Annotated in this window: 23 protein-coding genes, 1 tRNA gene and 1 pseudogene; 11 read left to right on the top strand and 14 right to left on the bottom strand. The window is 52.5% G+C overall.

Features of this window, described 5'->3' with window-relative positions:
* The first annotated feature begins 49 nt into the window (after positions 1-49).
* The gene (locus JJD41_RS17205; RefSeq protein ID WP_200668744.1) at positions 50-2,800 is read left to right on the top strand and encodes a beta strand repeat-containing protein; all 2,751 of its coding nucleotides are present in this window, start codon (positions 50-52) and stop codon (positions 2,798-2,800) included.
* 88 nt (positions 2,801-2,888) lie between these two features.
* Here JJD41_RS17205 and JJD41_RS17200 read toward each other — a convergent pair whose 3' ends face one another.
* The 8 genes from JJD41_RS17200 to JJD41_RS17165 form a co-directional block, all read right to left on the bottom strand.
* Positions 2,889-4,061, bottom strand: a complete 1,173-nt coding sequence (locus tag JJD41_RS17200; protein ID WP_200668743.1) for an RNA-guided endonuclease InsQ/TnpB family protein — start codon at positions 4,059-4,061, stop codon at positions 2,889-2,891.
* A gap of 114 nt (positions 4,062-4,175) precedes the next feature.
* Positions 4,176-5,318, bottom strand: a complete 1,143-nt coding sequence (locus tag JJD41_RS17195) for an AI-2E family transporter (RefSeq protein WP_200668742.1) — start codon at positions 5,316-5,318, stop codon at positions 4,176-4,178.
* Between the two features lie 151 nt (positions 5,319-5,469).
* On the bottom strand, positions 5,470-5,661 hold the full coding sequence (locus tag JJD41_RS17190) for a hypothetical protein (RefSeq protein ID WP_200668741.1): 192 nt from the start codon (positions 5,659-5,661) through the stop codon (positions 5,470-5,472).
* A 118-nt stretch (positions 5,662-5,779) separates the two neighbouring features.
* A complete protein-coding gene (locus tag JJD41_RS17185; protein ID WP_200668740.1) occupies positions 5,780-5,923 on the bottom strand; it encodes a DUF6760 family protein in 144 nt (47 codons plus the stop codon).
* Positions 5,917-6,285, bottom strand: a complete 369-nt coding sequence (locus JJD41_RS17180; RefSeq protein ID WP_234488888.1) for a hypothetical protein — start codon at positions 6,283-6,285, stop codon at positions 5,917-5,919. The genes JJD41_RS17185 and JJD41_RS17180 overlap by 7 nt, the downstream gene beginning before the upstream one ends.
* 115 nt (positions 6,286-6,400) lie before the next feature.
* Positions 6,401-7,492, bottom strand: coding sequence for a redox-regulated ATPase YchF (ychF, locus tag JJD41_RS17175; protein WP_200668738.1), 1,092 nt, complete (start codon positions 7,490-7,492; stop codon positions 6,401-6,403).
* Between the two features lie 358 nt (positions 7,493-7,850).
* Entirely contained in the window at positions 7,851-9,212 is a 1,362-nt protein-coding gene (locus JJD41_RS17170) for a pentapeptide repeat-containing protein (protein ID WP_200668737.1), read from the bottom strand.
* 327 nt (positions 9,213-9,539) lie between these two features.
* Complete coding sequence (locus tag JJD41_RS17165; protein WP_200668736.1) at positions 9,540-12,407, bottom strand: CBS domain-containing protein; 2,868 nt, start codon at positions 12,405-12,407, stop codon at positions 9,540-9,542.
* 420 nt (positions 12,408-12,827) lie between these two features.
* Here JJD41_RS17165 and psbZ point away from each other — a divergent pair, with 420 nt between their 5' ends.
* Positions 12,828-13,016: a photosystem II reaction center protein PsbZ gene (psbZ, locus tag JJD41_RS17160; RefSeq protein WP_200668735.1), complete on the top strand. Its 189-nt coding sequence runs from the start codon at positions 12,828-12,830 to the stop codon at positions 13,014-13,016.
* Here psbZ and JJD41_RS17155 read toward each other — a convergent pair.
* On the bottom strand, positions 12,984-13,241 hold the full coding sequence (locus JJD41_RS17155) for a hypothetical protein (protein ID WP_200668734.1): 258 nt from the start codon (positions 13,239-13,241) through the stop codon (positions 12,984-12,986). The genes psbZ and JJD41_RS17155 overlap by 33 nt on opposite strands.
* Positions 13,242-13,335: 94 nt before the next feature.
* On the opposite strand from JJD41_RS17155, the gene ribH reads away from it, so the two are divergent.
* A complete protein-coding gene (gene ribH, locus JJD41_RS17150; protein WP_200668733.1) occupies positions 13,336-13,947 on the top strand; it encodes a 6,7-dimethyl-8-ribityllumazine synthase in 612 nt (203 codons plus the stop codon).
* Positions 13,948-14,075: 128 nt separating this feature from the next.
* Positions 14,076-14,147: transfer RNA gene (locus JJD41_RS17145), tRNA-Gly, on the top strand.
* Positions 14,148-14,366: 219 nt separating this feature from the next.
* Here JJD41_RS17145 and JJD41_RS17140 read toward each other — a convergent pair.
* The gene (locus tag JJD41_RS17140; RefSeq protein ID WP_200668732.1) at positions 14,367-15,197 is read right to left on the bottom strand and encodes a universal stress protein; all 831 of its coding nucleotides are present in this window, start codon (positions 15,195-15,197) and stop codon (positions 14,367-14,369) included.
* Between the two features lie 193 nt (positions 15,198-15,390).
* Here JJD41_RS17140 and JJD41_RS17135 point away from each other — a divergent pair, with 193 nt between their 5' ends.
* The 4 genes and pseudogenes from JJD41_RS17135 to JJD41_RS17115 all read left to right on the top strand — a co-directional run bounded on the left by JJD41_RS17135 (position 15,391) and on the right by JJD41_RS17115 (position 19,256).
* Positions 15,391-15,882 (top strand): acyl-CoA thioesterase, encoded by a 492-nt coding sequence (locus JJD41_RS17135; RefSeq protein ID WP_200668731.1) that lies wholly within the window; start codon positions 15,391-15,393, stop codon positions 15,880-15,882.
* 187 nt (positions 15,883-16,069) lie between these two features.
* Positions 16,070-16,450 (top strand): annotated as a pseudogene (locus JJD41_RS17125) (response regulator); the annotation flags it as partial.
* A 353-nt stretch (positions 16,451-16,803) separates the two neighbouring features.
* Positions 16,804-18,498 (top strand): ABC-F family ATP-binding cassette domain-containing protein, encoded by a 1,695-nt coding sequence (locus tag JJD41_RS17120; protein ID WP_200668729.1) that lies wholly within the window; start codon positions 16,804-16,806, stop codon positions 18,496-18,498.
* 302 nt (positions 18,499-18,800) lie between these two features.
* The gene (locus tag JJD41_RS17115) at positions 18,801-19,256 is read left to right on the top strand and encodes a pentapeptide repeat-containing protein (RefSeq protein WP_168570869.1); all 456 of its coding nucleotides are present in this window, start codon (positions 18,801-18,803) and stop codon (positions 19,254-19,256) included.
* A 55-nt stretch (positions 19,257-19,311) separates the two neighbouring features.
* Here JJD41_RS17115 and JJD41_RS17110 read toward each other — a convergent pair whose 3' ends face one another.
* Together JJD41_RS17110 and JJD41_RS17105 are read right to left on the bottom strand one after the other, a co-directional pair.
* Positions 19,312-19,554, bottom strand: a complete 243-nt coding sequence (locus JJD41_RS17110; protein ID WP_200668728.1) for a hypothetical protein — start codon at positions 19,552-19,554, stop codon at positions 19,312-19,314.
* A 375-nt stretch (positions 19,555-19,929) separates the two neighbouring features.
* A complete protein-coding gene (locus tag JJD41_RS17105; protein WP_168570871.1) occupies positions 19,930-20,703 on the bottom strand; it encodes an RNA polymerase sigma factor SigF in 774 nt (257 codons plus the stop codon).
* Positions 20,704-21,334: 631 nt separating this feature from the next.
* Between JJD41_RS17105 and JJD41_RS17100 the strand changes: the two genes are divergently transcribed.
* Positions 21,335-21,892, top strand: coding sequence for an Npun_F5560 family protein (locus tag JJD41_RS17100; RefSeq protein ID WP_200668727.1), 558 nt, complete (start codon positions 21,335-21,337; stop codon positions 21,890-21,892).
* A gap of 315 nt (positions 21,893-22,207) precedes the next feature.
* Here JJD41_RS17100 and JJD41_RS17095 read toward each other — a convergent pair whose 3' ends face one another.
* Complete coding sequence (locus tag JJD41_RS17095) at positions 22,208-22,582, bottom strand: STAS domain-containing protein (protein WP_200668726.1); 375 nt, start codon at positions 22,580-22,582, stop codon at positions 22,208-22,210.
* A gap of 303 nt (positions 22,583-22,885) precedes the next feature.
* Here JJD41_RS17095 and JJD41_RS17090 point away from each other — a divergent pair, with 303 nt between their 5' ends.
* Positions 22,886-23,515 carry a DedA family protein gene (locus JJD41_RS17090; RefSeq protein ID WP_200668725.1) on the top strand — a complete coding sequence of 210 codons (630 nt, stop codon included), beginning with the start codon at positions 22,886-22,888 and terminating at the stop codon, positions 23,513-23,515.
* A 145-nt stretch (positions 23,516-23,660) separates the two neighbouring features.
* Here the strand turns inward: JJD41_RS17090 and JJD41_RS17085 are convergent, their stop codons facing one another.
* Positions 23,661-24,863: an argininosuccinate synthase gene (locus tag JJD41_RS17085; RefSeq protein WP_200668724.1), complete on the bottom strand. Its 1,203-nt coding sequence runs from the start codon at positions 24,861-24,863 to the stop codon at positions 23,661-23,663.
* 248 nt (positions 24,864-25,111) lie between these two features.
* Here JJD41_RS17085 and JJD41_RS17080 point away from each other — a divergent pair, with 248 nt between their 5' ends.
* Entirely contained in the window at positions 25,112-26,074 is a 963-nt protein-coding gene (locus tag JJD41_RS17080; RefSeq protein ID WP_200668723.1) for a glycosyltransferase family 2 protein, read from the top strand.
* Positions 26,075-26,271: the final 197 nt, after the last annotated feature.

Genomic DNA, 26,271 nt, shown 5'->3' with positions numbered 1-26,271 from the left:
TCTTCTAGTATCCGTGAAATTACGGTTGTCGCCGCGATCGAGATCGGCTATGGCTGAGATCGCGATCGCAACGATCGCCGAGCGTCCCTCAACAGCACGAACCATGACCCAGACTCGGGGAATAAAACCCACCCGCGCCCTCCGATGCCTCGCCGTGGCGATCGCCGCCCTATCCCCAATCGCCGCACGGGCGCAAGTGATACCCGATGGCAGCCTCCCAGAAAACTCCCTCGTCATCCCCGAAGGCAACCTCACTCAAATCCGGGGAGGCACCCAAGCCGGAAACAATCTCTTCCACAGCTTTAAAGAATTTTCAGTGGGCGCCGAGGGCGTGGTCTGGTTCGACCATGCCGCCGGAATTACCAATATTTTGACCCGGGTCACCGGAGGCAAACTCTCGCAAATCGACGGCACGATCCGCGCCAACCCGGGGGCGAACCTATTTCTACTCAACCCGTCCGGGATCGTCTTCGGCGCCAACGCCCGCTTGGAGATCGGCGGCTCCTTTCTCGCCACCACGGGCGATCGGCTCCTGTTCGACGACGGCAGCAGCTTTAGCGCCACGGACACCTCAACCCCCGCCCTGCTCACCGTCGCCGTACCGACGGGGATCCAATTTGTCAACGACGGGCAATCCCCAGCCAGTTTGACGGTCCTCGGACCGGGCAATCGATTCGGGTTCGGTCCGCTCCTCGAAACCGTGCGCGACGATCGCCCCACCGGATTCGCCGTCCCCCCCGGACAAACCTTAGCCCTGCTCGGCGATCGCATCGACATTGCCGGGGGCAACCTCACCGCCGAAGACGGCCAGATCGAATTGGGAAGCGTCAGAACGGGAACGGTCACCTTTGGCAACGAAAACGCAGCCTTTGGCTATAACGTCCGAGAATGGGGAGATACGCGCCTGAGTGGAGCCGCCTCCGTCGATGCCAGTGGCGATCGCGGCGGCAAGATCCAAGTGAGAGCGCGCCACTTAGCCGTCCTCGAAGGCTCTTCGATCTTGGCCGATACCTTGGGCGACGGGCCCGGTCAAACCGTCAAACTGCAAACCAGCGAATCGATCGAATTTTCCGGCTTGACCCCCGGCGACGGCACCTTTTCGAGTAGCGCCTTCGCCTCCGTGGCTCCCGGCGCCTCCGGGAACGGCGGTCAATTACTGATTGAAACCGATCGCCTGCGAGTCCTCGACGGCAGTATCGTCGGCGTCGATACCTTCGGCGCCGGGAACGGCGGCTTGATGTCGGTCAAAGCCCGCGACGTCGAAACCCGAACCAGTTTTTGGTCCGGTTCGAGCTTTGTAAGCGCCACGGGAACGGGCGGCACGATCGCCATCGAAAGCGATCGCCTGCGGGTTTTAGAAGGGGCCCAAATTCTCTCGTTTACTCGGGGAGAGGGCAATGCTGGAGAAGTCATTTTGCGCGCCCGCGAGTCGATCGAAGTAAGCGGCGCGGGGGTCTCCTTCGGCAGTCTATTTGCGAGTGTCGTCGTCACCACCGTCGAAGTCGGAAGTACGGGTAGAGGGGGCAATCTCACCGTAGAAACCGGACGTTTGATCGTCGCCGACGGGGGAGCCATTTCGACGGAAACCAACGGCACCGATCCGAGCAGCGCCGCCGGAGTGCTATCCATCACTGCGACCGAATCGATCGACGTTTTCGGCCAGAATGAAGAAGGATTGCCCTCCGCCATTTCGACCAATGCCAATTTCGACGCCCCGGGCGCCGATTTGACCATCGAAACCGGGCGCTTGCGGGTCGCCGATGGCGGTCAGATCGGCTCCGGCAGCTTTGGGGCGGGCAATGGCGGCACCCTCACCATTCGCGTCAACGGCCCGATCGCGCTCAGTGGCTCTGCCGCAGAGTTGGAATTTCGCGATCGCCTGTTTTTCACCGACGACACGGGAACTCGTTTCCCCAGTGGCTTATTTGCGTCCTCCCAAGGTGCGGGCAATGCGGGAAACTTAACCATTGAAGCCCAATCGTTCTCGGCGGATAACCGTGCTGAAGTCACCGTCAGCAGTTCGAGTACCGGGGAAGCGGGGAGTCTAGAATTAATCGCGGAAACGGTCGATTTAGACAATCAGGCGCTCCTGCGAGCCGATAACAGTGCCGGGTTGGGTAATATTAGTCTGTCCACTGGCGATTTACGCTTGCGTGGGAACAGCCAAATTTCGACCAATGCCCGAGGGATAGACGACGGGGGAAATTTGACGATCGCCACCCAGAATTTAGTCGCCCTCGACAATAGCGATATTACCGCCAACGCGGTCAATAGTGCCGGAGGACGCATCAGTATTAGTGCCGAGGGCATTTTCGGGACCGAACTGCGATCGCAACCGACGGCGGCGAGTGATATTACCGCTTCTTCCGAACTCGGCGCCAACTTTAGCGGCGAAGTACGTTTAGAAACCCCGGAATTCGATCCGAGGACGGGATTTTTAAAAACGTCGCCGCAATTGCTGTCTGCCTATCGGTTGCAACTGGCCGGTTGTGCCGCCCCGGAGCAAAATCAATTTACGATTACTGGAAGTGGAGGACTGCCGGAAAATCCGATCGCGCCGATCCGCGCTCAAAGCTTATGGGACGACCTGCGCGACATTCCCGAAGAGTCGAACGCCTCGCCATTGACCCATGAAAGCGATCGACCTGTTCGTACGACGTCTGCGCCTCCAACCCTTGAGGCAACCGGGTGGGTCACCGATGACACCGGACGGGTAGAACTCGTCGCTTCGGGTTCCAATCGCGTCAATTTTTCCCGCTTGAGACCTCAAATTGCGGATATCGTGCCTGCTTGTCCTTGAAGTGAACCATCCCCAGTCCGCAGCCCGAGGATCTTCCTCCCTGAAGGTGAACTACCGCTATTGAATCGGAGATTGCAATAGCGGCTTCCTACCCAACAGATTGCCCAATCGTAGATTTCTTGCGTCCTCTACGGTTCGGTCTTACATCCCGACAGTAGGCTTGGCCCCGCGTCCCGCAGGTCAAGAGTCGTAGCCCCTCTTCTCTGAGATTGATAGCTGCATTGAGATCGCGATCGTGACTCGTCCCACAGCTAGAACAAGTCCAATTTCTGACATCTAGTGGCAGGCTATCGATTTGATTCAAGCAAACGTTGCAGGTTTTAGAAGAGGGGAAGAATCTATCAACTTCAATATAGACTTTCCCTTCCTGTTCGGCTTTGTACTTCAGCATCGTCAAAAACATTCCCCAACCGACTTGGCCGATCGCCTTAGCCAGGTTCGGGTTTTTGAGCATGCCTTTGACATTGAGGTTTTCCACACAGATGACTTGGTTTTCGTCAACTATCCTACGCGATAGCTTGTGTAGGAAATCCTCCCGGCAACGTGCTACCTTGTTATGTACCTTAGCGACTTTCTTTCGTGCTTTATTTCGGTTGTTAGAGCCTTTCTGTTTTCTCGATAAGTCTTGCTGCTTGCGTTTCAGGTTACGCTCATGTTTAGCAATCCATCTTGGGTTGTTAAACTTAGACCCATCGGAAGTTACAGCAAAATGATTTAATCCAAGGTCTACACCGACCGCTTTTCCCTCAGTGGATGAGTCTGGATTGGGTTTCCCATCTTCAAAGAGAATGGAAGCAAAATACTGGTCGCAGCGATTTTTGGTAACTGTGACGGTTTTGAGTTTGCCTTCTATTGGTCGATGAACAACCGCTTTAATTTCCCCAATCTTCGGTAGCTTCAAGGCGTTCTCCAACACCTTGACATTTTGGGGATACTGGATGGATTGTTTGCCGTGTTTGGACTTAACTCGCGGATACCTAGCCCGCTTCTCAAAGAAGTTGTTAAAAGCGGTTCCCAGGTTAATGCAAACCTGTTGAAGGCATTGTGAATATGTCAGCTTTAACCACTCATGCTCTTGTTTGAGGCTGGGAATCTTTTTCTTGATGTCGTAACTAGATAGTCCTTTTCCAGTCTCCTGGTAGGTTTGGTTCATCAAGTTCAGACCATAGTTCCACAGCCATCTGCAATTGCCGAAGGATTGCTCCAGCGATTGCTTCTGCTGCTCATTTGGGTATAATCTGACCTTGACAGCTTTAAGCATTAGGGTCAACTGAATTCACCATAAATACTCTACCATAAGTTACTGCCGCCATTCATCTCACGCTTCAATCATAGATTTGAAGCGGAGGATTCTTGCGGATTTGGCTAAAATCTTTCATCCTTCGATCGCCTCGTCGCCGATTGTTTCGCCGGGCGATCTCGCGGGTGAAGTCTCTGGATGGGAGCGATCTGGGGATTCTCCATCGGTATCGACCATTCCTTTGATAAATTGAGGGGGTTTGTTCCAGCGATCGAGGACGTCTTTAATTAAAACTTCTTGCAACCAGACTTGAGCGACTACGGTGAGGGGTAGGGCTAAAAATAAACCTAAAAAGCCGAAAAAGGTCACGAAAAAGACTTGCGCCAGCAAGGTGACGGCGGGTAACAGAGAAACTTGTTCCGCCATCACGTAAGGAGTAAGAAAATTGCTCTCTGCTTGTTGGATAAAAATGTAGAGAATTAAAACGGCGAGGGTTTTCCAAGGGGCATCGAGGAGGGCGATCGCCATTGGCGGAATGACGCTCAATCCCGGACCGATATTCGGAATAAAGGTAAGAATGCCCGCTAAAATACCGTTAGCTAAAGACAGACGCACTCCGAGAATGGTCAATCCCAGCCAGCTAAACGTAGCAATCACGAGCATATTAAATAAAATCCCCACCAGCCAACCGCCGAGGGCGACCTCGCAACGATCTAAAATGCCCTCCACTCGGCGTCTGTAGAAGGAAGGAAATAAGCGCACGAAGGCGCGACGGTAGGCGTCGGGATTGACTAAAAACATCAGCGACAGGACGACAACTAACAGAGAACTGAGCATGACGCCCAAGGTGCCACTGACGACATTTCCCGCCCGTTCAAATAATTGGTTAATTAAGGCGGGAAATTGTCCGGTAATTGTATCGAGATCGGGCAGATATTGTTTTAAATCGCGGGGAACCCGGGTACGAAAACGATCGAGCCAGTCGTTGAGTTCTTCAATTCCTAATTGAAGCAGTTGGATTAATTGTTGGAATTGTTCGGCGAAAGGCGGCACGATCAACCAGAAAAATGCTGTCAAAATGACGAACAATAAACTGATGGAAATCAGAACAGCCCAACCCCGTTTGATATGGAATTTTTGTAAGTAGCGCGAGAGTCGATTGAGGGCAGTTGCCAGGACGACGGCAGCAAAGACAAGAAGTAAAACTTGGCGAATTTGCCAGAGAATGTAAAGGGAAATAATTAAGCTTAAAAAGCCGATCCATTGACCTAGATTCACGGGCGATCGCTCCTGACACCGATTCGATAAGGATTTGATAAAGAGGGGGGAGATGGCGATCGCGCAGTTGCGACCGTCAACGCATGAATGAGTGATAAGAAGTTATGAAAATACCGGATTGAGACTATACCGGATTGACGAAAAGATCGGTCTACTCTCCTCGTTGTTGCCACATGCGCCAACCGAGGGCAAGGGCTACAATGGCGGGCGGGGTAAAAACACCGATCGCCGCGATCGTCGCCGTTGCAGGAAGCGCAAACTGTGGGCCGACCCATTTAATCGCCACGGAGAGAACCGCCGAGGCGACGATCACTTTTAGAATAAATCCCACTGTACTATCCATTGGCAAGCTATCCTGATTTTCCTGATATTTTATTCAGATTTGATTGAAAATTTGATTCAAATGTGATGGGGATTCTCTGAAAATTCTCTGAGGTTTGCCGAACGTCCCTCTCGCCGTTTCAGGGAAGTAGTTTCTCGATTTCTTCGACCCATCGGCGTCGTTCGCCGTGTTCTAATTTTAAAATGTCCTCTAACGACCAGTGAAAATAAAAGGCGATCGCGGCTACCTCCTCGTAGAGGAGATCCAAGGGGTAGCCTACCATTCCCCCAGTTCGGAAAACCTCACTAATTCTTGATTGAGTTCGTTAAACTGTTCTTGCAGGTAAATAAAGTCTGCTAAAAACAATTCTTCTAACTGTTGGGGAGTGATTCGATCGAGGGTTCCCAACTCGACGATCGCCCGCGAAAGCATTACGAAAGTCGCATAAGCGGGCTCCTCCCGAACCCGGCGATCGCGGGTCACATAGAGTTCGTCTTCTCCAGTTATCGGACGCATTTTCCCGTGACGGTGAAGGCGACCGCTTGCATCAATAGCACCTTTAGGAAGGGTAAACTCAATTTCTCGATCGAGCATCGTTTTGTTGCCCTTGAGTTTTATAACAATCAGACCATTAAGATCGGACAAGTAGCGAGGTTTTCGGGTTCGGCGATCGCCTCCGATAGCCACCCGGCGTATCCCGAAGCGATCGCCTTTCCCTTAACCCATTAAGGCGCGATCGTCGCGCGATCGAACGATTCGATCAAACATTAAATCGAAATAACATAACATCGCCTTCTTGGACGATATATTCTTTTCCTTCGCTACGAACTAACCCTTTTTCTTTCGCCGCACTCATCGACCCACTCGCGACTAAATCCGCATAGGCGATCGTTTCCGCCCGAATAAAACCGCGCTCGAAATCGGTATGAATCGTCCCCGCCGCTTGGGGGGCAGACATCCCTTCTCGAATCGTCCACGCCCGGGTTTCTTTCGGTCCGGTGGTCAAAAATGTCCGCAATCCTAATAACTTATACGTCGCGTGAATTAGAGATTGCAGCCCGCCTTCTTCCACACCTAAAGATTCGAGGAAATCTGCCCGTTCTTCTGCCGACAAATCGACTAATTCCGATTCGACTTGCGCCGAAACTACAACCGTTTGAGCATTTTCGCGATCGGCGTGTTCGCGAACTTGTTCCACCCACTGATTGCCAGTCGCTAAATCTTCTTCCGATACGTTAGCCGCGTAAATAATCGGTTTGAGCGTTAACAATTCCAACTGTTTGACTAACTCTAATTCTTCCTCGTTCAATTCCGTTTGACGAGCCGATTTTCCTTCATTGAGAACGGCAGCAATTTTTTCGAGAACGGCGAGTTCGGCTTGGGCGTCTTTATTGGCGCGGGCTTGTTTGCGAGTGCGTTCGATCCGGCGTTCGATTTGAGCCAAATCTGCTAATGCTAATTCTAAATTAATGACTTCAATATCTCGAAGGGGATCGATCCCTCCAGAAACGTGAATGATATCGTCATTTTCAAAACAGCGAACCACCTGAACGATCGCGTCAACTTGGCGAATATGAGAGAGAAATTGGTTACCCAAACCTTCCCCTTGACTCGCTCCTTTGACCAATCCCGCAATATCGACAAACTCAATTCGCGTCGGGACAATTTGCTCGGAATGAGAAATTTCGGCGAGCACTTGGAGGCGTTCGTCAGGAACGGCGACCACCCCTACATTCGGCTCGATCGTGCAGAAGGGAAAATTAGCCGCTTGGGCTTTCGCATTAGCCACGAGGGCATTAAATAACGTAGATTTACCGACGTTAGGGAGTCCGACAATTCCAGCTCTTAACATATTGACCTACAAAAATAACAAAAACAAAGGATCGACGGTGAGTTTTGCAGCTCAATTTTACAGCGTAATTTTACAACTTAATTTCACGGCGCAATTTCACACCTTTAATCGTTGAGAGCGATCGTCAAACGATTGGCAAAACTACAGATTTTTCAGCTTAACACGATCGCCAATCGTCCGTAAAACTGAGGGTCGATTCAATGATTGTCGATCGCGTGGAATCAAGAACGGCCAAAGGCGAATGAAAGCGTGAAACCGCACTATTAGCGGTTATTTTAGCCCGCAGCATCGACGGGGAAATTGAGGCGGATGGCGTGACTCTCGGCGATCGAACGCACCGCAAACCCTCGATTCTTGCCTAGGGTTGGGTTGGGCGATTCCCCGCTTTGGGAACCGATTTCGGGGCGATCGAACCGTCGGGCATCACCGTTCCGGTCAGATTGGTATTTTCGAGGTGAACGCCGCTCAAATTGGCGCCGTAAAGGGTAATACCGCTTAAATTAGCCTGACGTAGGTCCGCTTGAGTTAAATCGGCTTGAATCAGACAACTCGGCTGAATCGAGGTGCCATCGACTTCAACCTGTAAGTCTTCCCCTTTTAAAACTAAAACAAACGGACCGATTTTAATCGTCGCGCCGTCCGACAGGACCACCGGGCCTTCGAGTTGTTGGTCGTTGACAAAGACGCCATTGGTGCTGTTGTGGTCGCGCAAGACATATTCCCCTTGAGAATTGACGTGAATCACCGCATGACGGCGGGATACGAAGGGGGAATATAATTGGATACTAGCTTTGGGCGATCGCCCCAACCAAATCGTCCCTTGATTTTTCAGAGAAAACGCCCGCGCCTTACTCCCTTCCCCCACCGGGGTCGAAAAATCCGCTCCGACTAAAATCGCGCGCGCCAAATTAGCCCGACTCAAATTGACTTCCGTTAACTTCGCCTCGGTTAAATTGGCACGGGTTAATGTCGTTTCACTTAAATTGCAATAACTCAAATTCGTGCGGCTCAAATTGGCCTCGTTCAAATTGGCCCGACTTAAATTACTCCCGGACAAGTCGCTGCGCGCTAAATTGGCCTTACTTAAATTCACTTCGCATAACTTGGCGTGACGCAAATCGACATCGGATAAATTCGCCCCCGGCAACTTGGCGCCGAACAATTGGGCATTTCTCAAATCCCCTTTTTCGACTTTCGCATTCGTTAAGTCCGCATCGTACAAGTCCGCCTCGCTCAAATTGGCGCCGTTGAGTTTCGCTCCCTTAAAGTTCGCCCCGACGAGATTGGCAGAGGATAAATTCGCCTCGCTCAAGTTGGCATTGGTTAAATTCGCTTTGCTTAAATTAGCCCGACTCAAATCGGCCCCACTCAAATCGGCGCGGCAGAGGTTAGCGCCGGACAAGTCCGCCAAGGTTAAATTAGCCCGAAATAAATCGGCCCGCCCCAAATCGGCGCGAGAGAGGTTGGCGCGAGAGAGATTGGCGCCGAAAAATTTCGTCTGAGCCAAGTTCGCCCGACCCAGATGGGCTTTTTCTAAATTGGCTCCACTTAATTTCGCCTGAGTGAGATTGGCATCGTAAAAATCGACGCCACTGAGTTCGGCATCGTACAAGTCAATCCCCATGAGTTGAGCAAACATCAGATTCGCCCGACTCAGTTGTATCCCGCGAAAATCCCTTTCTCCTGCTGCATACCGTTTGAGCAGTTCGTGAGCGTTCATGAGTCCCCATCCTAAATAATTCGACGATCTTAAAACTTGGGGGCAGATTTGAGAATTTAGCAGGACTTGCGAGAAGCCTCCGCTTCAAATCTTCGATGGAAGCCAGAGATGAATCGCGAGCCAATTCTCGTGCTACAATATGAAATTTTTTTTTGGAACACCAACTCCAAGGGCGAAAACCGAGGGTTTAAAAATTTAAGAACCCTGGAGAAGACGGAGTTAGACCGATGGAGGGCGAGTCAGACCCATAGAAAACTTATTTTCTGGAGGCTTCGGCGGTAGAAATAGGAAGCCGCGACGGTCATGTTCGATTCAATCGGCGGTACTTCACGGGAAATGTTCTTGAATAAAGGCTTCCGCTTCGGCACGAGTGACGATCGCGCGATCGAGGGTCGCCGCCAGCACGGCATCTAAAATTTTCTTATAACGCGGACCGGGTTTGTAGCCGAGGGTTTTGAGGTCGTGGCCGTCGAGGAGGGGCTTCGTTTCGATCCATTCGGTTAAATATTGCCAAATTTTGCGGCGAATGGGACGGGGGGCGCGCACGGCGACGAGCATTAAGGTTAACACGTCGTAACGGCGCAACAGCCGCACGATCGCGCTCGGACGAGTTAACTCGCTCACCGGGGACACCGCCTCGGACGCCTCGGCCAAACCGTCGAGGCGATCGATACTTTCGACGCTCATTTGTAAGTTCGTGGCAACTTGGCGGCGATCGCCCGGGGCCAAATGAGCCAAAATGACCTCTAAGCGAATTTGCCAATATTCCGGCAGTTGGGAGAAACACGGGGGCAGATCGCCCCCGATTCGAGCGGGTCGCCGCGAGATCGCCTGCAAGCCGCGATCGACTAAACACAACTCTCGCCACAACGCCCCATTCAATTTCAAACTCGGATGGATGCAGCGCAACGCCCCTAAATCCCCGAGCAATTCCAAGGCACTTTTCCAATAAGGCGCCTGCAAAATATATTTCAACTCACTTTTGAGGCGCGTTTCCAACGCCGGGGCGCGTCGGTTGCCCGAGGCGGGGTCGAGGGCGTTTTTCTGCATCCGTTCGTAAATCCCACTTTCGAGGGCGTGGCGGATGTAGCGTTCGGTTTGTGCTTCGATCTCGAAACCGAGACGCACCGCAAAGCGCACGGCCCGATAAATTCGCGTCGGATCTTCGATAAAGCTGTTGGCGTGCAACACCCGAATCCGACGGTCTTGCAAGTCCAGCCAACCGCCGAAAAAGTCTAAAATCTGTCCGGCGCGATCGCCCCCGGTCAGGCGCAGTGCCAGGGCGTTGATCGTAAAATCCCGGCGGTAGAGGTCTTGACGGATCGAACTGGCTTCTACTTCCGGATTGGCGGCGGGATAGGGATAAAATTCCGTGCGCGCCGTGGCAATATCGACCCAAAGCGAATCTAAAACCGGGTCTTTGTGCCAGAGTAAGGCGGCGGTTTGAAATTGACCGTGAATGTCGAGGCGGGCGGCGGGATACAGTTGGCGCAAGGCTTTGGCCAGTTCCATTCCCGCTCCGACATCGGCGGTTTTGTGGAAGCCATCGACGACGAGATCGATATCGCCGAGCATCAACGGTTCCTTGCACGGATGGAGACCCGAGGTCTCGTCCTCGTCGCTTTCCGAGCTTGAGGAGGGGGAGGAAACGGCGAGCAGGAGGTCGCGGACGCCGCCGCCGACGAGATATAAGTGCCAGCCCCGCTCTTCGGCTAACTGGGCGGCGCGATCGAGCACTCGGGCGAGGGGTGGAACCAAACTCCGAGCCAGTAAAGGTTTGACCGACGGCGGTAGGGGACAGTAGGGGTGAATGCGATCGATCGGATCGCGCGACTGTCCGATCGCCTTGTCTTGATGGAGTTGGCGCAGCAGGTCGGTGCGGGTGACGATGCCGATCAGTTCGTCGTTTTCGAGGACGGGCAGCCGTCCGATATCGTAAGTGACCATCAACGCTTCGATCGCTTGAAGGGTGGTATCCGGGGCGATCGTTTTGAGGTTGGTGGTCATGTAGCCTTTAACCGGGGCGTGGGAAAAGCCGTGGTGTAAGGCAATATCGAGGTCGCGCCGGGAAATTACGCCGACGAGTTGCCCCCGGGAATCGACCACGGATAAGCCGGAGTGACCGTAACGCAGTAGGATGCGATGGGCTTCGTGGATGGTGGTGTCCGGTCGGATCGTCCGCACCGGGGAGGACATCAGTTCGCGGGCGAGGGGCGGATGGGGGATTTGCCGTTTGAGGCGATCGAGCAGATCCGGCAGGAGGCGATCGCGATCGGCGTTGCGTAAGGCGGCGGAGGCGGCACGGGGGTGACCGCCGCCCCCCAAGGGTTTGAACAGTTCGTGCAGGTTGGTTTGGGGGATGCGCGATCGCCCGATCAGGGTCAGCCGTTCGTCGTTGCCACTTTTGACGGGATAGTAATGGGCCAACAGCACCACATCGCTTTCGGTCAGTTCGAGTAAGTGAGAGGCCAATCCCGCCAGTCCGGGCACGTAAGCGTCACTTTCGAGTACGACCCAAGACACTGTATTGCCTTGAATCGTTTCGGACTGTAGCTCCCTGAGCCCTACGGCGAGCAAGTCTTGCAGTTGGGGGGACAATCCCGGCTCGATATATTCGGCGATCGCCCGCACGCTGGCCCCGCGTTCCATCAACCAGGCTAATGCTGCCGCATCCCTGGCGGTGGCGTGGTCGAAGGTCAGCGACCCGGTATCCACGTGGATGCCCAAGGCCATGACCGTGGCTTCGGCGGGGGTCAGATGGCGTCTGTTGTCTGCGGGAGCGCTGTCCCCTTGGCGATCGATCGCGGCGATCTGTTTCTGCAATTGTTCGACAATCAGGGTGGTGGTGGCTCCGACGGCTTCAATTTGCGTTTGAGTTGCCGGAATGTCACTTTCCACGTCGAGATGGTGGTCCCAAATTTGAATCGGGACGGGCAAATCCAACCATTCCGCCGTTTTGCCGAGGCGATCGCGCTGTTGAGTATCGACCACGATTAAGGAGCGAATTTTCTGCGGATCCACCGATCGCCGTTCGATCAATGCATACTCGTCGCGATGTAACGCCAGAAACTCCCGAACTCCCGGATGACACCCCCCCGCTAAAACAATCCGCGCCCCCGGTTGTAAGCAGGTCAAGCCGACCGCAGCCCCGAGGGCGTCGAAGTCGGCAGTGGTATGGCACAGAATTAGATCCATAGGGAGTTCAGGAGTCAGGAGTCAGAAGGCAACAGGAACGGGTCCAAGTCTCTCAGGCGGGCATCTTGCTGCTGGCGCAGGTCTCTTGCCCGCTTCTTCGACTAACCCGCCGAGGGGAAATGGGGTTCTCTATCAATTCTAGAGGGGATCTTTAGGAGAGTAGAGAAATTCGTGCAATTGATGATTAAATAAGGGTTTAGATCGGAAAATCGATCGATATTGACGGCGTTTTTTGCACAAAATCTCTAAAAAATGTTCTCCTTGACGAGCTTGCCGATCGCCGCTTCATTCTTCGAGGGTCGAGCGCGATCGGGTGCGGCGAAGGGGGCAATTTTTGATAGGGTACTAGACAGGACTGATACGGCTGCTCGTTCGGGCGCCGCAATCGTTCACTCGATCGCTGTGTTGGGAGAAAAAACCATGACAATTATCTTTCAGTTAGCACTCGCCGCTTTAGTTCTGATGTCTTTTGCGATGGTCGTCGGCGTTCCCGTCGCCTACGCCTCGCCCCAGAATTGGGATCAATCCAAAACCCTGCTCTATTTGGGCTCGGGAATTTGGGTGGCTCTGGTGATCTTAGTCGGCGTCCTCAACTTTTTGGTGGCTTAAACGGGCGATCGCCCCGTCGGTCACCCCCTTTTTGGGAAGCCAATCTCTGGAGGGAGAATTTTCATTCGATCGTCGATCGCCGAACGGTCGCCGTGCGATCGCGGCGGCGAAGATTCTCGAAGGATTCTCCCTCACCCTCCAGAACCGATCGCCCCTCAAGCGGGTTCGAGGGTTCTCAATGGTTCTAACTTCTAACAATCCGTTGTAAGTGCCGTTCGGCGACATCTCGAGGCAGACTGTCGCGAACGCTTCTGTTTCATTTTTGGGAGCGAGTTGTTCGACTGCGCTCCTCTCTTTCCATTCTATCTTTTGTATCTCAATGGCAGTTTTCGAGGGAAATTTTACTCAAACCGAACACTTGCGGTTTGCGATCGTCATCGGTCGGTTCAACGACTTAATTACCAACAAACTTCTGGAAGGATGCCAAGACGGTCTCAAACGTCACGGCGTCGATATCGACCCCGAAGGAACTCAAGTCGATTACGTCTGGGTTCCGGGGAGTTTTGAAGTGGCCCTCGTTTCCCGGCAGTTGGCCTTAAGTCAGCGCTACGATGCCATTATCTGCCTCGGAGCCGTCATCCGAGGACAAACCCCTCATTTCGATTACGTGGCCAACGAAGCCGCTAAAGGGATTGCCGCCGCCGGATTTCAAACGGGGGTTCCGGTGATTTTTGGGATCCTGACTGCCGATACCATGCAGCAGGCCCTGGAACGGTCGGGAATTAAAAGCAATAAGGGCTGGGAATACGCCCTCAATGCTTTGGAAATGGCCAATTTGATGCGACAAGTCAAAAATTTACCCGAATTGGGTATGGCTTACGGTTCGCCGACGGCTTTGGCGGAACGCGACAATCCCAGTCTTCCCGCTTCGACCGCGCGCGGCGATCGCCCTTGGGAAGCGCAGACCCAAGAGGATCGAGAGCGCTCCTAGACCGGAATCGAGGGGCGATCGAGACGGCGATCGCCACCCCAGGTTTAAAAATTTTCCGGTAGTGGTTGACAGAATCTAAATTTACTGGAATACTAATATTTACTGACGGCCTCGCGGCTGGAAGTCTCGCGGGTATAGCTCAGTGGTAGAGCGTCACCTTGCCAAGGTGAATGTCGCGCGTTCGAATCGCGTTACCCGCTCTTGAAAAAATCAACCATCGAAAGTCCCTGCCATCGGCGGGGTCTTTTTGTTTGAGGGGCGACGGTTGTAGCCGGGTCGCCCTTTCGAATCGAACGGGGAGGTTGCAGCGAACGAACCCGAGGGCTGCAACCTCCGATTTGAATGAAGGAGGCGATCGGCGGCCATCCTCAAGCGATCGAGACTGACCGACCTCACGCCGTCCCCAACGGGCGATCGCCTCAGTCGGAAGTTCGGCTAATCAAGACCGGACAGTTGGCGTAAACGCGCACGTAGTCGGACAGAGAATTACCGAGCAGGCGGTCGAGATCCACTAAACTCTTGGCAATCGACGGGCGGCGATCGGGCGAACCGATCGTCAACAAGTCGATGTTATTTTCCTCGACCAAATTACAAATCACCTCGCCGGGTTTGCCTTCTTGGAGAATGCAGCGATAGTCTACCCCATATTTTTTCGCTTCGGCGACGGCTTCGCTTAACACCGGATCGTCCTGTTCGCTGGTAATCCCTTTATCGGGATTGGCGCGCACTAAGAACAATTGACCCCCCTTGACCTCGCGCAGCAGGAATAGGGCTAAATCCAAGCATTGACGGGCGGACTTGGACTTATCCATCGCCACCATCACCCGCTTGATTTTTTTGACGTAAACGTCATCTTTGACCAACAGCATCGGACGCGAGGCGAGTTGGAAGACGTATTGACTGACCGATCCTTCCAAAATGGCTTGCAAGCGACCTAACGCCCGCGATCCCATGATAATCAGATCGACATCTTCTTCCTCGGCGACTTCGCAGACGATCGTTTTCGCATCCCCTTGTTTGAGACGCGGATTGACTTTTTCCGGAGCAATATTGAGGGACTTGACCGCTTCGGCTAGAATTTTCCCCCCTTCTTCCAGTTTGGCGGCCATGTCATCGGCGACAATTTGCTGCGGAACCACGTGCAGAACCGTCACCGATGCCTGTTGGATCGCCGGAATATCCAGCAACATGTTGAGCATCTCTTCGCACAGTCCCCGTCCGGCAACCGCTACTAAAATTTTTTTAATCACGATCGTTCTCCTGGTTACAACAGCTTTTGTGTTTTTGATGGGGGAGCCAAACTCCCTTAGGGTTTAAGGTGTTAGTTGCATTGGTCTGTTTGGCGGATCGGGGGCGATCGCTTGCGCCCCTTAAGATTTAAGGATAAGACTGATTACTTACTGAAAATTTGTAGAAATGTAGCGTTTTGGCACAATTTGTAACATGACAGAGCAACGCAACCCGCAAGCCAAACTGCCACCGACGGAGGCGATCGAGACCTTATCGGCTCTTCCGGGCGGAACGTGGTTTGAATACCCGGTGCGAGCGCACCCCCACCATACCGATTATGCCGGGATTGTCTGGCACGGAACCTATTTAACCTGGATGGAAGAAGCGCGGGTGGAGTCGTTACGGGCGATCGGAATTAATTTCGCCGATTTGGTCAACCTCGGTTGCGATTTGCCCGTGGTCGAACTCTCCGTGCGCTACCACAAGCCGATGCAGATGGGTATGGATGCGGTGGTCCGAACCCGCATGACCCAGATGGACGGGGTACGCTTGAATTGGGAATATCAGATTCAGTCCGTCGCCACTGGAGAGCTGTTCCTCACCGGGTTGGTGACCTTGGTCGCCGTCGATCGCGATAAGGGAAAAATCATGCGGCGCCTGCCTCCCGCTTTCAAAGATGCCCTCGTCAAGCTCTCGCGTGAGTGAGGCGATCGCCGGAAAACCCTTTGGGATCGAGGATTGTCCCCCTCGGATCCCTCGGATTCGGGAATGGCGATCGCCGCTCCCCCTTGGGGAGATTCGCGGACAACAAACCCGGCGATCGCTACCTTCGATTCCCCTTCCGCGCCTAAAATGGGGAACCAAGTAGAGATTGGCAAGGTAGGGAACTTAAATGTCAAAAAAATTAAAGCTCTTAGTCGTCGATGACGAGGTAGAAAACCTAGATTTGCTCTATCGGACTTTTCGCCGCGAGTTCCAGGTGATTAAAGCGGAAAGTCCTTTAGATGCTCTGGAAATCTTAGACGGAGAAGCGGAAGTCGCCGTGATTATTTCCGATCAGAGTATGCCCGAAATGAGTGGGGTGGAATTATTCGGCAAAACCACCGATCGCTTTCCCGACACCATTCGCATTTTACTGACCGGATATACCGAAGATTCTCTCGATGAAGGGGCCGAGGCGATCGAGGGAGCGCGTATTTTTAAATGCATCACCAAACCCTTCGACACGGAAGAACTTAAAGCCGTGGTGCAACAAGGGGTAGAAGTCTACCAAACCGCCCGCGCCAACAACTAGATTCAGGGCTTCCCATCCGGGCGTTGAGCGCCTCGCGCTCGCCCCGTTCGCCCCTTCCGTAGAATGGGGAGCGCAGCTCGACATCGGCGCTGCGGCGATCGCCCCCGTTTCCCACGCTCGGGGAGTCGAGCAGATCCGGACTGAACCGAGAAATCGCCCAAGATATCGTTACTTTTTGTTAAGATCGACACGACCCTCGCAAAAGCCATCCCGTGGCCGTTACTCGTGCCGCGTCGCTGCCGACTGTTCCGGCAATTATACCGAACTGGCGCCGCCGTCGGTTGGAGGAGTCGCCAAACTTGCCCTACTCAGCCTTGGAGAATTTTCGATCGATGTTAAGACTCGAACACGTTAGTAAAATATACCCCACTGGTGAAGTTCTCAAGGATATTAACTGGGAAGTCAAGCCCGGCGATCGCATCGGCTTAGTCGGCGTAAACGGCGCCGGAAAATCCACCCAACTCAAAATCATTGCCGGAGAAATCGAACCGACCGCCGGAGAAATTATCCGCCCCGCCAACTTGCACCTCGCCTACCTCACCCAAGAATTCGAGGTAGACCCCGGACGCACGGTTCGCGAGGAATTTTGGACCGTCTTTAAAGACGCCAACGAGATCCAACATCGCTTGCTTGAAGTCCAGCGCGACATGGAGCGGGCCACCCCGGACGAGTTAGACCGCCTCATCAAAAAACTCGACAAACTCCAGCGCCAATTTGAAGCCTTGGACGGTTATACGTTAGACGCCCAAATCGAGAAAATCTTGCCGGAAATGGGCTTTACTCTCGAAGACGGCGATCGCCTCGTGAGCGCCTTCAGTGGCGGCTGGCAAATGCGGATGAGTTTGGGTAAAATCCTCCTCCAAAATCCCGACCTCCTGCTCCTCGACGAACCGACCAACCACCTCGACCTCGAAACGATCGAATGGTTGGAAACCTACCTCAAAGGCTTGTCCACGCCGATGGTCATCGTCTCCCACGACCGGGAATTTCTCGATCGCCTCTGCACCCAAATCGTCGAAACCGAACGCGGCGTTTCCACCACCTATCTCGGCAATTATTCCGCCTATCTCGCCCAAAAAGAGCTCGATCGCGAAGCCCAATCCGTCGCCTACGAACGGCAACAAAAAGAACTCGAAAAACAACAGGCATTTATTGAAAAATTCCGCGCCAGTGCGACCCGCAGCACCCAAGCCAAAAGCCGCGAAAAACAACTCGACAAAATCGAACGCCGGGAAGCTCCCACCGGGTCGCTCAAGAGTTTGCGCTTTCAATTCCCCCCGGCCCCGCGAAGCGGTCGCGAAGTCGTCAAGATTAACAACTTAGTCCATACTTACGACGACAAAATTCTATTTCTCGACGCTAATTTAGAGATCGAACGCGGCGATCGCATCGCCTTTCTCGGCCCCAACGGCTGCGGTAAATCTACCCTCCTTCACATGATGGTCGGCTTGGAAACCCCCACCGAAGGAACGGTCAAACTCGGCGATCATAACGTCATTCCCGGTTACTTCGAGCAGAACCAAGCCGAAGCTTTAGACCTGGAAAAAACGGTCATGGAAACCATCCACGACGAAGTCCCCGACTGGAAAAACGAGGAAGTCCGCACCCTGCTCGGGCGTTTTTTGTTTAGCGGCGAAACCGTCTTTAAAAAGGTCGTCGCTCTCAGTGGAGGGGAAAAGGCACGTTTGGCCCTGGCGCGAATGCTCCTGCGTCCCGCTAATTTATTGATTTTGGACGAACCGACCAATCACCTCGACATTCCCGCGAAGGAAATGCTCGAAGAAGCCCTCAGTCAATACGACGGCACCGTGATTATTGTCTCTCACGACCGCTATTTTATCTCCAAGGTTGCCAATAAAATTGTCGAGATCCGCGATGGCGAATTCCGCACTTATTTAGGCGACTATCACTATTACTTAGATAAAATCGCCGAGGAGAAGGAAGCGGCACGAATTGCCAAATTAGAGGCAGAAAAAGCGGCCAAGAAAGCGGCGAAGAAGTCTAAGACGGCGTCGAAGCGCAAGTAAATCCCCTCGACCCCGCCGCCAGTCGAAGCGCGATCGCACCCCGGTTCTGGGAGATTGCCCTCGGGGGGGTGACCCCGCATCGGTCATGTTGCTGTCGTGGCTTCGCTGGCGATCGTTGCAGATTTTCGGCGCGATCGCTGCGATCGCGATCGCACGAATTGTCCGATTTTAGTTACAAAGTTGTAACGATCGCGATCGTTTGTTTATCCGATGGCGATCGCATATTTCATAATATTAAAATCACGAAGTCTATCGAGGAAGTGAATTAAAATGGAACTATAGAAAGTTAGGAGGACGAGCAAATGAAAACCGGGTTTTTCTCTGCCGTCGCAGTTCCTGTAATCGTCTTTTTCGCGGCTCCTGCCGTCGCCGAAAATCCCGCTCACCTCGAACAGTTGCTAGAAACGAATCTCTGTCAGGGATGCGATCTCAGTGGCGCGGATTTGAGTAACGCTCACTTGATCGGAGCGGATTTGCGAGGGGCCGACCTGAGTGGAACCAACCTGTCAGCCGCAAACCTCGAAGGGGCGGATCTCACGGGCGCTAATTTGGCAGGTTCCAATCTCAGCAATGCCTTTTTAAATAGTGCAAGTTTGCGAGAATCGAATTTAGAAGATGTCAATTTCAGCGATGCGAATTTATCCTTCGCCGATTTGACGGACGCCGATTTAACCGATGCCATTCTGCTCAATGCGAATTTGAATGGAGCTGATTTAAAACAAGCCAATATGCCGAGTGAAATTCTCGGACGGCAATAATAACGGCAAGCATCAACGAACGTCAGTTAATCTTTGGAAGAAGTATACACTCGGTTCAGTTGGCCTCGAACTGCTGTTCGAGCATCAGTCTCAACAGCAGGGATTCGAGTGACTGGAGGTTATGAGGATCTTCGGAACTCTTGCAGCGTTGTAGTTTTTGGTGCAGTTCGTGGGGAGAGTAGCGAGCGGCGGCAGCTCGAATCTGAGGTTTCATTGCTTCGAGGGTTTCCCCACTCAAATGCGCGGAAAGCTTAAGAAATTCAGTTTCTAAATCGGCGATCGCGTCGTCTAAATCCATAAACATCACCCGTCAAATACGATTAATTAGTTCCTCTTTAAACGTCAGGGGAATCCGGAACTTCACAAAGATTTAAAAATTTTTTCAAAACGCCAAAAAGCGCGTGCAGTCTAAAACTGCCGCGCTTTTGTCGGTGAATCAATTTAGGGATCCTTCGAGCCAACTCGGGCGATCGCCCGCTATTTTACAAGAATTGAAACTAGCTATTGTGAACTACTTCTCCCTCTCTTAGCGAGGAAGGAGCTTCCTACCCAAAGAATTGCTGTCTACCCTAAGCAGTACCGAGTCTTACATTCTGGCGATCGGCGGAAAACCCTCCTTCCGACTTCCATCCCCTCTGTGTAAGCGAGGAAGGGAAATTCACGCTCGTGTTAGTCACAGGTTTGTCCCCATCATCTGCTTGAGGGCGTCGAGTCCTTTTTTCACCCGGCGGGAAACGGTCACCGCACTGATTCCGAGGCGTTCGGCGGTTTCCTTTTGAGTCAAATCGTAGAGAAACACGAACTCTAACACGTGACGGGTGCGTTCTTCCAAATTGGCTAAAGCCTGTTGCAAGCGGATGCGGTCTTCCTGGGCCAATTGAAAACTGCGATATCCCGGATCGGGAACCAACTCGCCGAGAGAGGCGGCGCCTTCTTCTTCATCGACCACGGGAGCATCTAAACTCAGAGGCGCGCGGTTGCGACAGGCGAGCTTGATCTCGTGCCATTCGTTTAACGGAATCCCCAATCCTTCGGCGATTTCCGCATCGGAAGGATGGCGGTTGAGTTCGACTTGCAGCTTTTGAACGACTTTTGCCGCCTGACGTTGGAGGGTCAGCCAGTTGCGCGGAATGCGAACCGAAGGGCTTTTATCGCGCAGGTAGTGCTGGATTTCCCCACGAATGTAAGGAACGGCAAACGAACTGAAGGCATGACCTTTAGACAGGTCGAAGCGTTCGATCGCCCGAATCAGTCCCAAACAGCCGACCTGAAGGAGATCGTCGTAGTTTTCGGGACATTGCTGCATCCAGTGATGCACTTCTTTTCTTACCAAACCGAAGTTGAGCTGTACGAGTTCGTTGCGAACCTCGGTTGAAGGAGACTGCTCGTATTGACGCAGCAGCTCTAAACTTTCGCGTTTGACTTCTTTGGAGACTGTTGTCAGCATTTAGACACCCCAGTTGGTAGAATCCCCTAGTCTAGTGTGGTCCAATATCGTCGAAGGAGCTGTGATCCTCGGCACAGAGAAAAAACAAAGGCTTTGGCGATCGCCCGAGTAGCTCGCTCGATAGCTCGCTTGCGAACTCGATCCTCCGATGGGGTGGGTTCGCTGGCGCGCGGCAGGCGATCGCCTCCGTACTCAGGCGCTTTGCAGTTGAAATTTGCAGTTGGAATAATGATTTAACAATTTTAGCCCGATTGGGGGACGACAGCGCGCCCCACCGCCCACATTAGCAATTGAATGCAATTTATATTCAGAAAAATTTATAAAGATTTTTGAGCAATTCCCGGTTATTTTGTCCGCAAAGACAGTCTGTGTGAGGGATTGACCGGGCGATCGCCCGACGGCGATCGATATGAAGCGATGTTAAGAATTCCGCAGATCCCGCAATCCTGGCGGGGGAGGCGATCGGCAAAAAATCCCCCCCGAGTCCGCCAAAGGGATGCCAACTACAGTTGCAAATGGTAAATTAGCTGGATAAAGTCGCCAAGTTAAGGAACGTTCAACACTAAAGCCTTGAATTTGGACGAAAATGATTTTGGGATAGACTTATAGCAAATTGGAGCTGCCAACGATCGTGAGCCAATCTGAAACGCCAACCGTCCAATCCTTGCAAGCAGAAGTCGCTCGCCTGCGCGAAGACTTACAAATGAAAGACCAACTCGTACAGCAACTGTCTCAAGAACTGTTTCGCTTGGTCAAAAGCAACGCCAACCCGATTCTCAACCAGCAGGTTCCCGAAGAATATCTCGAACAAATGCGCCTGCTGCGCGAACAGATGCAAGGGTTTGAAGAACAAGTCGATTTCTACCAAGAACAAATCGCCAATCGCGACGGCGAGATCTACCAACTGCGCCAGTCCGTTCAGGAACTGACCGACCGTTCCCGGATGCTCGAACAAGTCGTCCAAGAACTCCCCGAAATCTATCGGGCCAAATTTGCCGAACGGATGGCCCCGGTCAAAGAAAAAGTCGAAAAACTCCAGCGAGAAAATCGCCAACTCCACGCCGAACTGCAAAGCGTCAGCTACCGTTTGGCGCTCAGAAGTCGGCGCCAGTCCGGCAATCTGGAATTGCCGAAATTGTCTGGAGGTCAAGGACCCGATATCAGTTTGCCCTCGATGGGGAACGCTTAAACGGGTTTTCACCAGTTTTCGGGGTAGAAGCACGCGAGAGTTGACCGTCGCCGAACCTACCCCTTTTTCTTGCCCGCGTGGCGGGTAGGTGTTTTAGTGTGTTGACCGATCGCCCGGAACGATCGCCCGTAGCAAGGATCCGGTTGAGGCTCAGATGAAGAGAAGAAGCCAACCGGAAGCACGAGGCGTATTCAACTGTTCAAATTTTGTGAATCTTATTCGAGATCGTTGGAAGTTCTGACGGGAGGGCGAGCGATCGCCTTCGGCTTACTTTTCCCGTAACGTAGCACCCCGATAGCATGGAGAAAAGTAGATTCAAGCGGCGATTAAATCTCGCTTGGCTTTGAGTAAGATCCCTTCTGAGTGTAGAAAGTCAACCATCGCTTCGTAACTGTCAAAAATCTCGAAGACGAGATCGAGTTGACTGATTTCAAAAATGACCCGCACGCTGGCTTTGAGATTGAATAAAATGAGACGAGAACCGCGATCGCGCGCCGTTCTCAGGGTCCCGACCAACGCAAACAACCCCGAACTATCCGCAAAGGAGACATCGTTCATGTCGATGGCGAATAAACGGACGCGCTCCGGACAATTTTGTAGCACTTGTTGGTGCAATTGATTTCCCGTCTGAGAGTCCAAGCGCTCGGACAAATGAAGCACGACGGGTTCAATCGATTTTTGAGACGCCACAGTTACACCTCAAACGGTATGATTAAAGAGAGTGCTATTGCTGCTCGACGCAAACAGCAACTAAATACACACCTCTATAGCATGAAAGGTTTTTAAAAAAACTGGGTTGCCAGTTATCACATCGCCGTTGTGTTTTCGATCGCGGCGATCGCCTCAAGCCTTGCGGTAAAACCCCTCGAACTGTCGAGGCGATCGCCCCGGCTTTGCAGATACGGTAAACCGCGCTACCGACAAGATTGACAGGATTGCCTGATTTGCGCCAAGATGTTAAAGAATCGTCAAGCTTTGTAAAGGCTGTGTTGCATGTCGGTTGAGCTTTTTTCGCTAGAAACCCTCAAAGAAATCGCGCATCAATACGGCTACTGGGCAGTTTTTCTAGGGATAACATTAGAGAATGCAGGCATTCCTCTTCCCGGAGAAACCATTACGCTCGTGGGAGGTTTCCTCGCCGGAAGTGGGGAATTAAATTACTGGTTCGTCCTCCTTAGCGCGATCGCCGGAGCCGTTTTAGGAGATAACTTCGGTTATTGGATTGGCAAAACAGGAGGGTGGCCCCTTCTGGTCAGTCTTTCTCGTTTATTTCGTATTTCAGAAGATAAATTACTTTCCGTTAAAGATCGCTTTAGCGAGAATGCAGCGCAAGCCGTATTTTTAGGAAGATTTGTTGCCCTCCTGCGTATTTTTGCAGGACCGCTAGCGGGAATTTCCCAAATGCCCTATCAGCAATTTTTTCTATGTAACATGGCAGGGGCGAGCGTATGGGCAACTGTTATGGTCAGTTTGTCATTTTTTATTGGCGAACTGATTCCCTTAGATCAGTTGGTCACCAGCGTTGCTAAATTTGCGGTTTTTGCTTTAGTCGTCGTTTTAGCATGGTTCGTCATTCCGCCGTTATTAGAGGCACGCAGTGCCGCAGAAGAACTCGATCCCTAATCGAGGCAGCATCTACAGAATTTTCCCAACCCTTATTTAATTCCAAAAGAAAAAGGCAAAATCTTAAGGTTGAATCGAGTCAATCGAACCGATGAGATTTTGCCTTTTATATCGATCGTGTCGAGGGCGATCGCCCGACTTTAACTTAACCGCGCAACTTTTGCGACCAAACCCGCGTGGGGAGACCCCACACGTAAATAAACCCTTCTGCGGCTTTGTGATCGAACTGGTCCTCGGCGCCGTAAGTCGCCAAATCCGGCGTATACAAAGATTGTTCCGACTGACGGCCCACAATCGTCGCATTGCCCTTAAACAACTTGACCCGCACCGTTCCCGAGACTTGCTCCTGCGTCTTGAGAATGAAGGCATCGAGGGCATCTTTGAGCGGGTGATACCACAAGCCGTTATAAATTAACTGGCTGTAAGTTTCCTCTATCCCGCGCTTGTAGAGAGTCACGTCTTTCGTCAACGTGAGACTTTCGAGATCGCGGTGGGCGTGAATGAGTAACAACAAGGCTGGTGTTTCGTAAATTTCACGAGATTTAATCCCCACCAGACGGTTTTCGACCATATCGATGCGCCCGATGCCATGACGACCCGCCAAGGTGTTGAGTTCGCTCACCAACGCCACCGGATCCAATGCTTTACCGTTGACGGCGGCGGGCAGCCCTTGAGTAAAGGTGATTTCGACATATTCCGGTTCGTCCGGAGTGTCGGAGATCGCCTTTGTCATGACAAAAATTTCTTCCAGAGGTTCGGTCCACGGATCCTCCAACGGCCCGGCTTCAATACTGCGACCGAGCAAGTTGCGATCGATACTGTACGGCGACGACTTCTTGACCGGGGCCGGAATCCCAAAGCGTTCGCCGTATTCGATCGTCTGCTCCCGACTCATCCCCCATTCCCGGGCGGGCGCGAGGACTTTCAAATCCGGATTGAGCGCCGCAATCGACACGTCAAACCGCACCTGGTCGTTGCCTTTCCCGGTACAGCCGTGGGCGACCGCATCGGCGCCGTATTTATCTGCGGCATCGACTAAGAGTTTGGCAATCAACGGTCTGGCTAAAGCGGTCGAAAGGGGATAGCGATTTTCGTAGAGTGCATTGGCTTGAATCGCTGGAAATGCGTAGTTCTTGACAAAAACTTCGGTTGCATCGGCCACCAGAGATTCACTCGCCCCATATTTGAGGGCTTTTTCTTTAATCGGTCCGAGTTCTTCCCCTTGCCCGAGATCGGCGGCTAAGGTAATGACTTCTTCAACGCCCCATTCGTTTTTGAGGTAAGGAATGCAAACGGTCGTATCGACACCGCCCGAATAGGCTAATACAACTTTGGTAGCGCGACCCATAGTTTCTTGTTGTCCTCAAAGCACCAGTCCTCTATTATCGGGTAATTTTTGGCGATTGATGTCAGGAGTTATGTAGATTGTTGATTTTGGCGTCGGTTGCGGCCAAATTTTGCCAGGGCGCGAGGGAATCAAAGATCCTGGGACAATGAGTTGAGGGGGCAATCGGTGTATTTTGCCTGCGGGCGTTCGCGAAGCGTCTCCCCAGGACAATCGCTCCTGTCAGTCGTTCACAAATTAGGGATGAAACTGTGTTGGTCAGCGTAATTATTCCAACGTTCGATCGCCGCCCGATTTTAGCAAAATGTCTCGCGGCTTTGGAAGCTCAAACCGTTTCCGAGTCGGGGGTTGCCGATTATGAAGTCATCGTCGTAGACGACGGGTCCACAGACGACACGATCGCCTATTTAGAAACCAACCGCGAGCGCTATCCTCACGTTCGCTGTTTTTCTCAATCCCATCGCGGTCCGGCTGCCGCCCGGAATTTAGGCTTAGAAAAGGCCACCGGAGAGACGATCGTATTTATCGATAGCGATTTGGTCGTCACCGAGCATTTTTTGCAAGCCCACCTCGATGCACTCCACGCCGCCTCAGTTCGCTCGGGCAGCGATCGCCTGTTTACTTACGGGCGTGTTATTAATACGAATAACTTTGACAATCCCACGGCAGAATCTTATAAAATTACGGATTTTTCGGCGGCTTATTTTGCCACGGGAAACGTGGCGATCGCCCGTAAATGGTTGGATGCCGTCGGCGGATTCGATCCTCGGTTTCAACAGTACGGCTGGGAAGATTTAGAACTCGGCGTCCGCCTCAAACAACAATTGGGATTGAAATTAGTTAAATGTCCGCAAGCCGTCGGCTACCACTGGCATCCGCCCTTTTGTCTCGACGATTTACCTCGGGCGATCGACCGCGAAATCGAACGCGGCAGGATGGGGGTTTTATTCTATCAAAAACATCCCACCTGGGACGTCAAAATGATGATTCAAATGACTTGGTTGCATCGGGTACTGTGGGGAGTGCTGTCCTTGGGAGGACGCTTGAACGAGCGATCGATGGCCGGACTGTTGCAATGGGCGATCGATCGCGGTCACGCTCAAATCGCTTTAGAAGTCTCTCGAATTTTTTTAAATTGGTATAACGTCCAAGCGGTTTATGCTGCGTACAATGCCACCTTTGCCCGCCAACGGGCCACCAACAAGCGGAAATGAGCCGGGGAGGGGCGATCGCCCCCTCCCGTGCCAACCGTTGCGAACTCCTCAAACGCCTCCAACTCAAACAGCTCAAAAAATTTAAACGGTAAATTTAAACAGTAAACTTGCCATTTCGTGTTACCCTAGGAAAGTTGTCTAATCTCGCACATCCGGGACTTCGGGTGTTTCCGGCGCTGGTGACTGGAAATCCGCTC

Origin of the sequence: Oxynema mangrovii CENA135, assembly GCF_016632315.1 — a bacterium.
Classification (GTDB): Bacteria; Cyanobacteriota; Cyanobacteriia; order Cyanobacteriales; family Laspinemataceae; genus Oxynema; species Oxynema aestuarii.
This window is presented reverse-complemented; position numbering and strand designations above follow the sequence as displayed.

Bases quoted from the DNA above. Each gene is read 5' to 3' on its own strand.
- JJD41_RS17155 (WP_200668734.1), bottom strand. From the start codon at position 13,241: ATGTCGCCGAACGGCACTTACAACGGATTGTTAGAAGTTAGAACCATT.
- JJD41_RS17190 (WP_200668741.1), bottom strand. From the start codon at position 5,661: ATGGATAGTACAGTGGGATTTATTCTAAAAGTGATCGTCGCCTCGGCG.
- JJD41_RS17110 (WP_200668728.1), bottom strand. From the start codon at position 19,554: ATGGATTTAGACGACGCGATCGCCGATTTAGAAACTGAATTTCTTAAG.
- JJD41_RS17170 (WP_200668737.1), bottom strand. From the start codon at position 9,212: ATGAACGCTCACGAACTGCTCAAACGGTATGCAGCAGGAGAAAGGGAT.
- JJD41_RS17105 (WP_168570871.1), bottom strand. From the start codon at position 20,703: ATGCTGACAACAGTCTCCAAAGAAGTCAAACGCGAAAGTTTAGAGCTG.
- JJD41_RS17185 (WP_200668740.1), bottom strand. From the start codon at position 5,923: ATGGTAGGCTACCCCTTGGATCTCCTCTACGAGGAGGTAGCCGCGATC.
- JJD41_RS17200 (WP_200668743.1), bottom strand. From the start codon at position 4,061: ATGCTTAAAGCTGTCAAGGTCAGATTATACCCAAATGAGCAGCAGAAG.
- ychF (WP_200668738.1), bottom strand. From the start codon at position 7,492: ATGTTAAGAGCTGGAATTGTCGGACTCCCTAACGTCGGTAAATCTACG.
- JJD41_RS17120 (WP_200668729.1), top strand. From the start codon at position 16,804: ATGTTAAGACTCGAACACGTTAGTAAAATATACCCCACTGGTGAAGTT.
- ribH (WP_200668733.1), top strand. From the start codon at position 13,336: ATGGCAGTTTTCGAGGGAAATTTTACTCAAACCGAACACTTGCGGTTT.
- JJD41_RS17205 (WP_200668744.1), top strand. From the start codon at position 50: ATGGCTGAGATCGCGATCGCAACGATCGCCGAGCGTCCCTCAACAGCA.
- JJD41_RS17135 (WP_200668731.1), top strand. From the start codon at position 15,391: ATGACAGAGCAACGCAACCCGCAAGCCAAACTGCCACCGACGGAGGCG.
- psbZ (WP_200668735.1), top strand. From the start codon at position 12,828: ATGACAATTATCTTTCAGTTAGCACTCGCCGCTTTAGTTCTGATGTCT.
- JJD41_RS17090 (WP_200668725.1), top strand. From the start codon at position 22,886: ATGTCGGTTGAGCTTTTTTCGCTAGAAACCCTCAAAGAAATCGCGCAT.
- JJD41_RS17165 (WP_200668736.1), bottom strand. From the start codon at position 12,407: ATGGATCTAATTCTGTGCCATACCACTGCCGACTTCGACGCCCTCGGG.
- JJD41_RS17085 (WP_200668724.1), bottom strand. From the start codon at position 24,863: ATGGGTCGCGCTACCAAAGTTGTATTAGCCTATTCGGGCGGTGTCGAT.
- JJD41_RS17115 (WP_168570869.1), top strand. From the start codon at position 18,801: ATGAAAACCGGGTTTTTCTCTGCCGTCGCAGTTCCTGTAATCGTCTTT.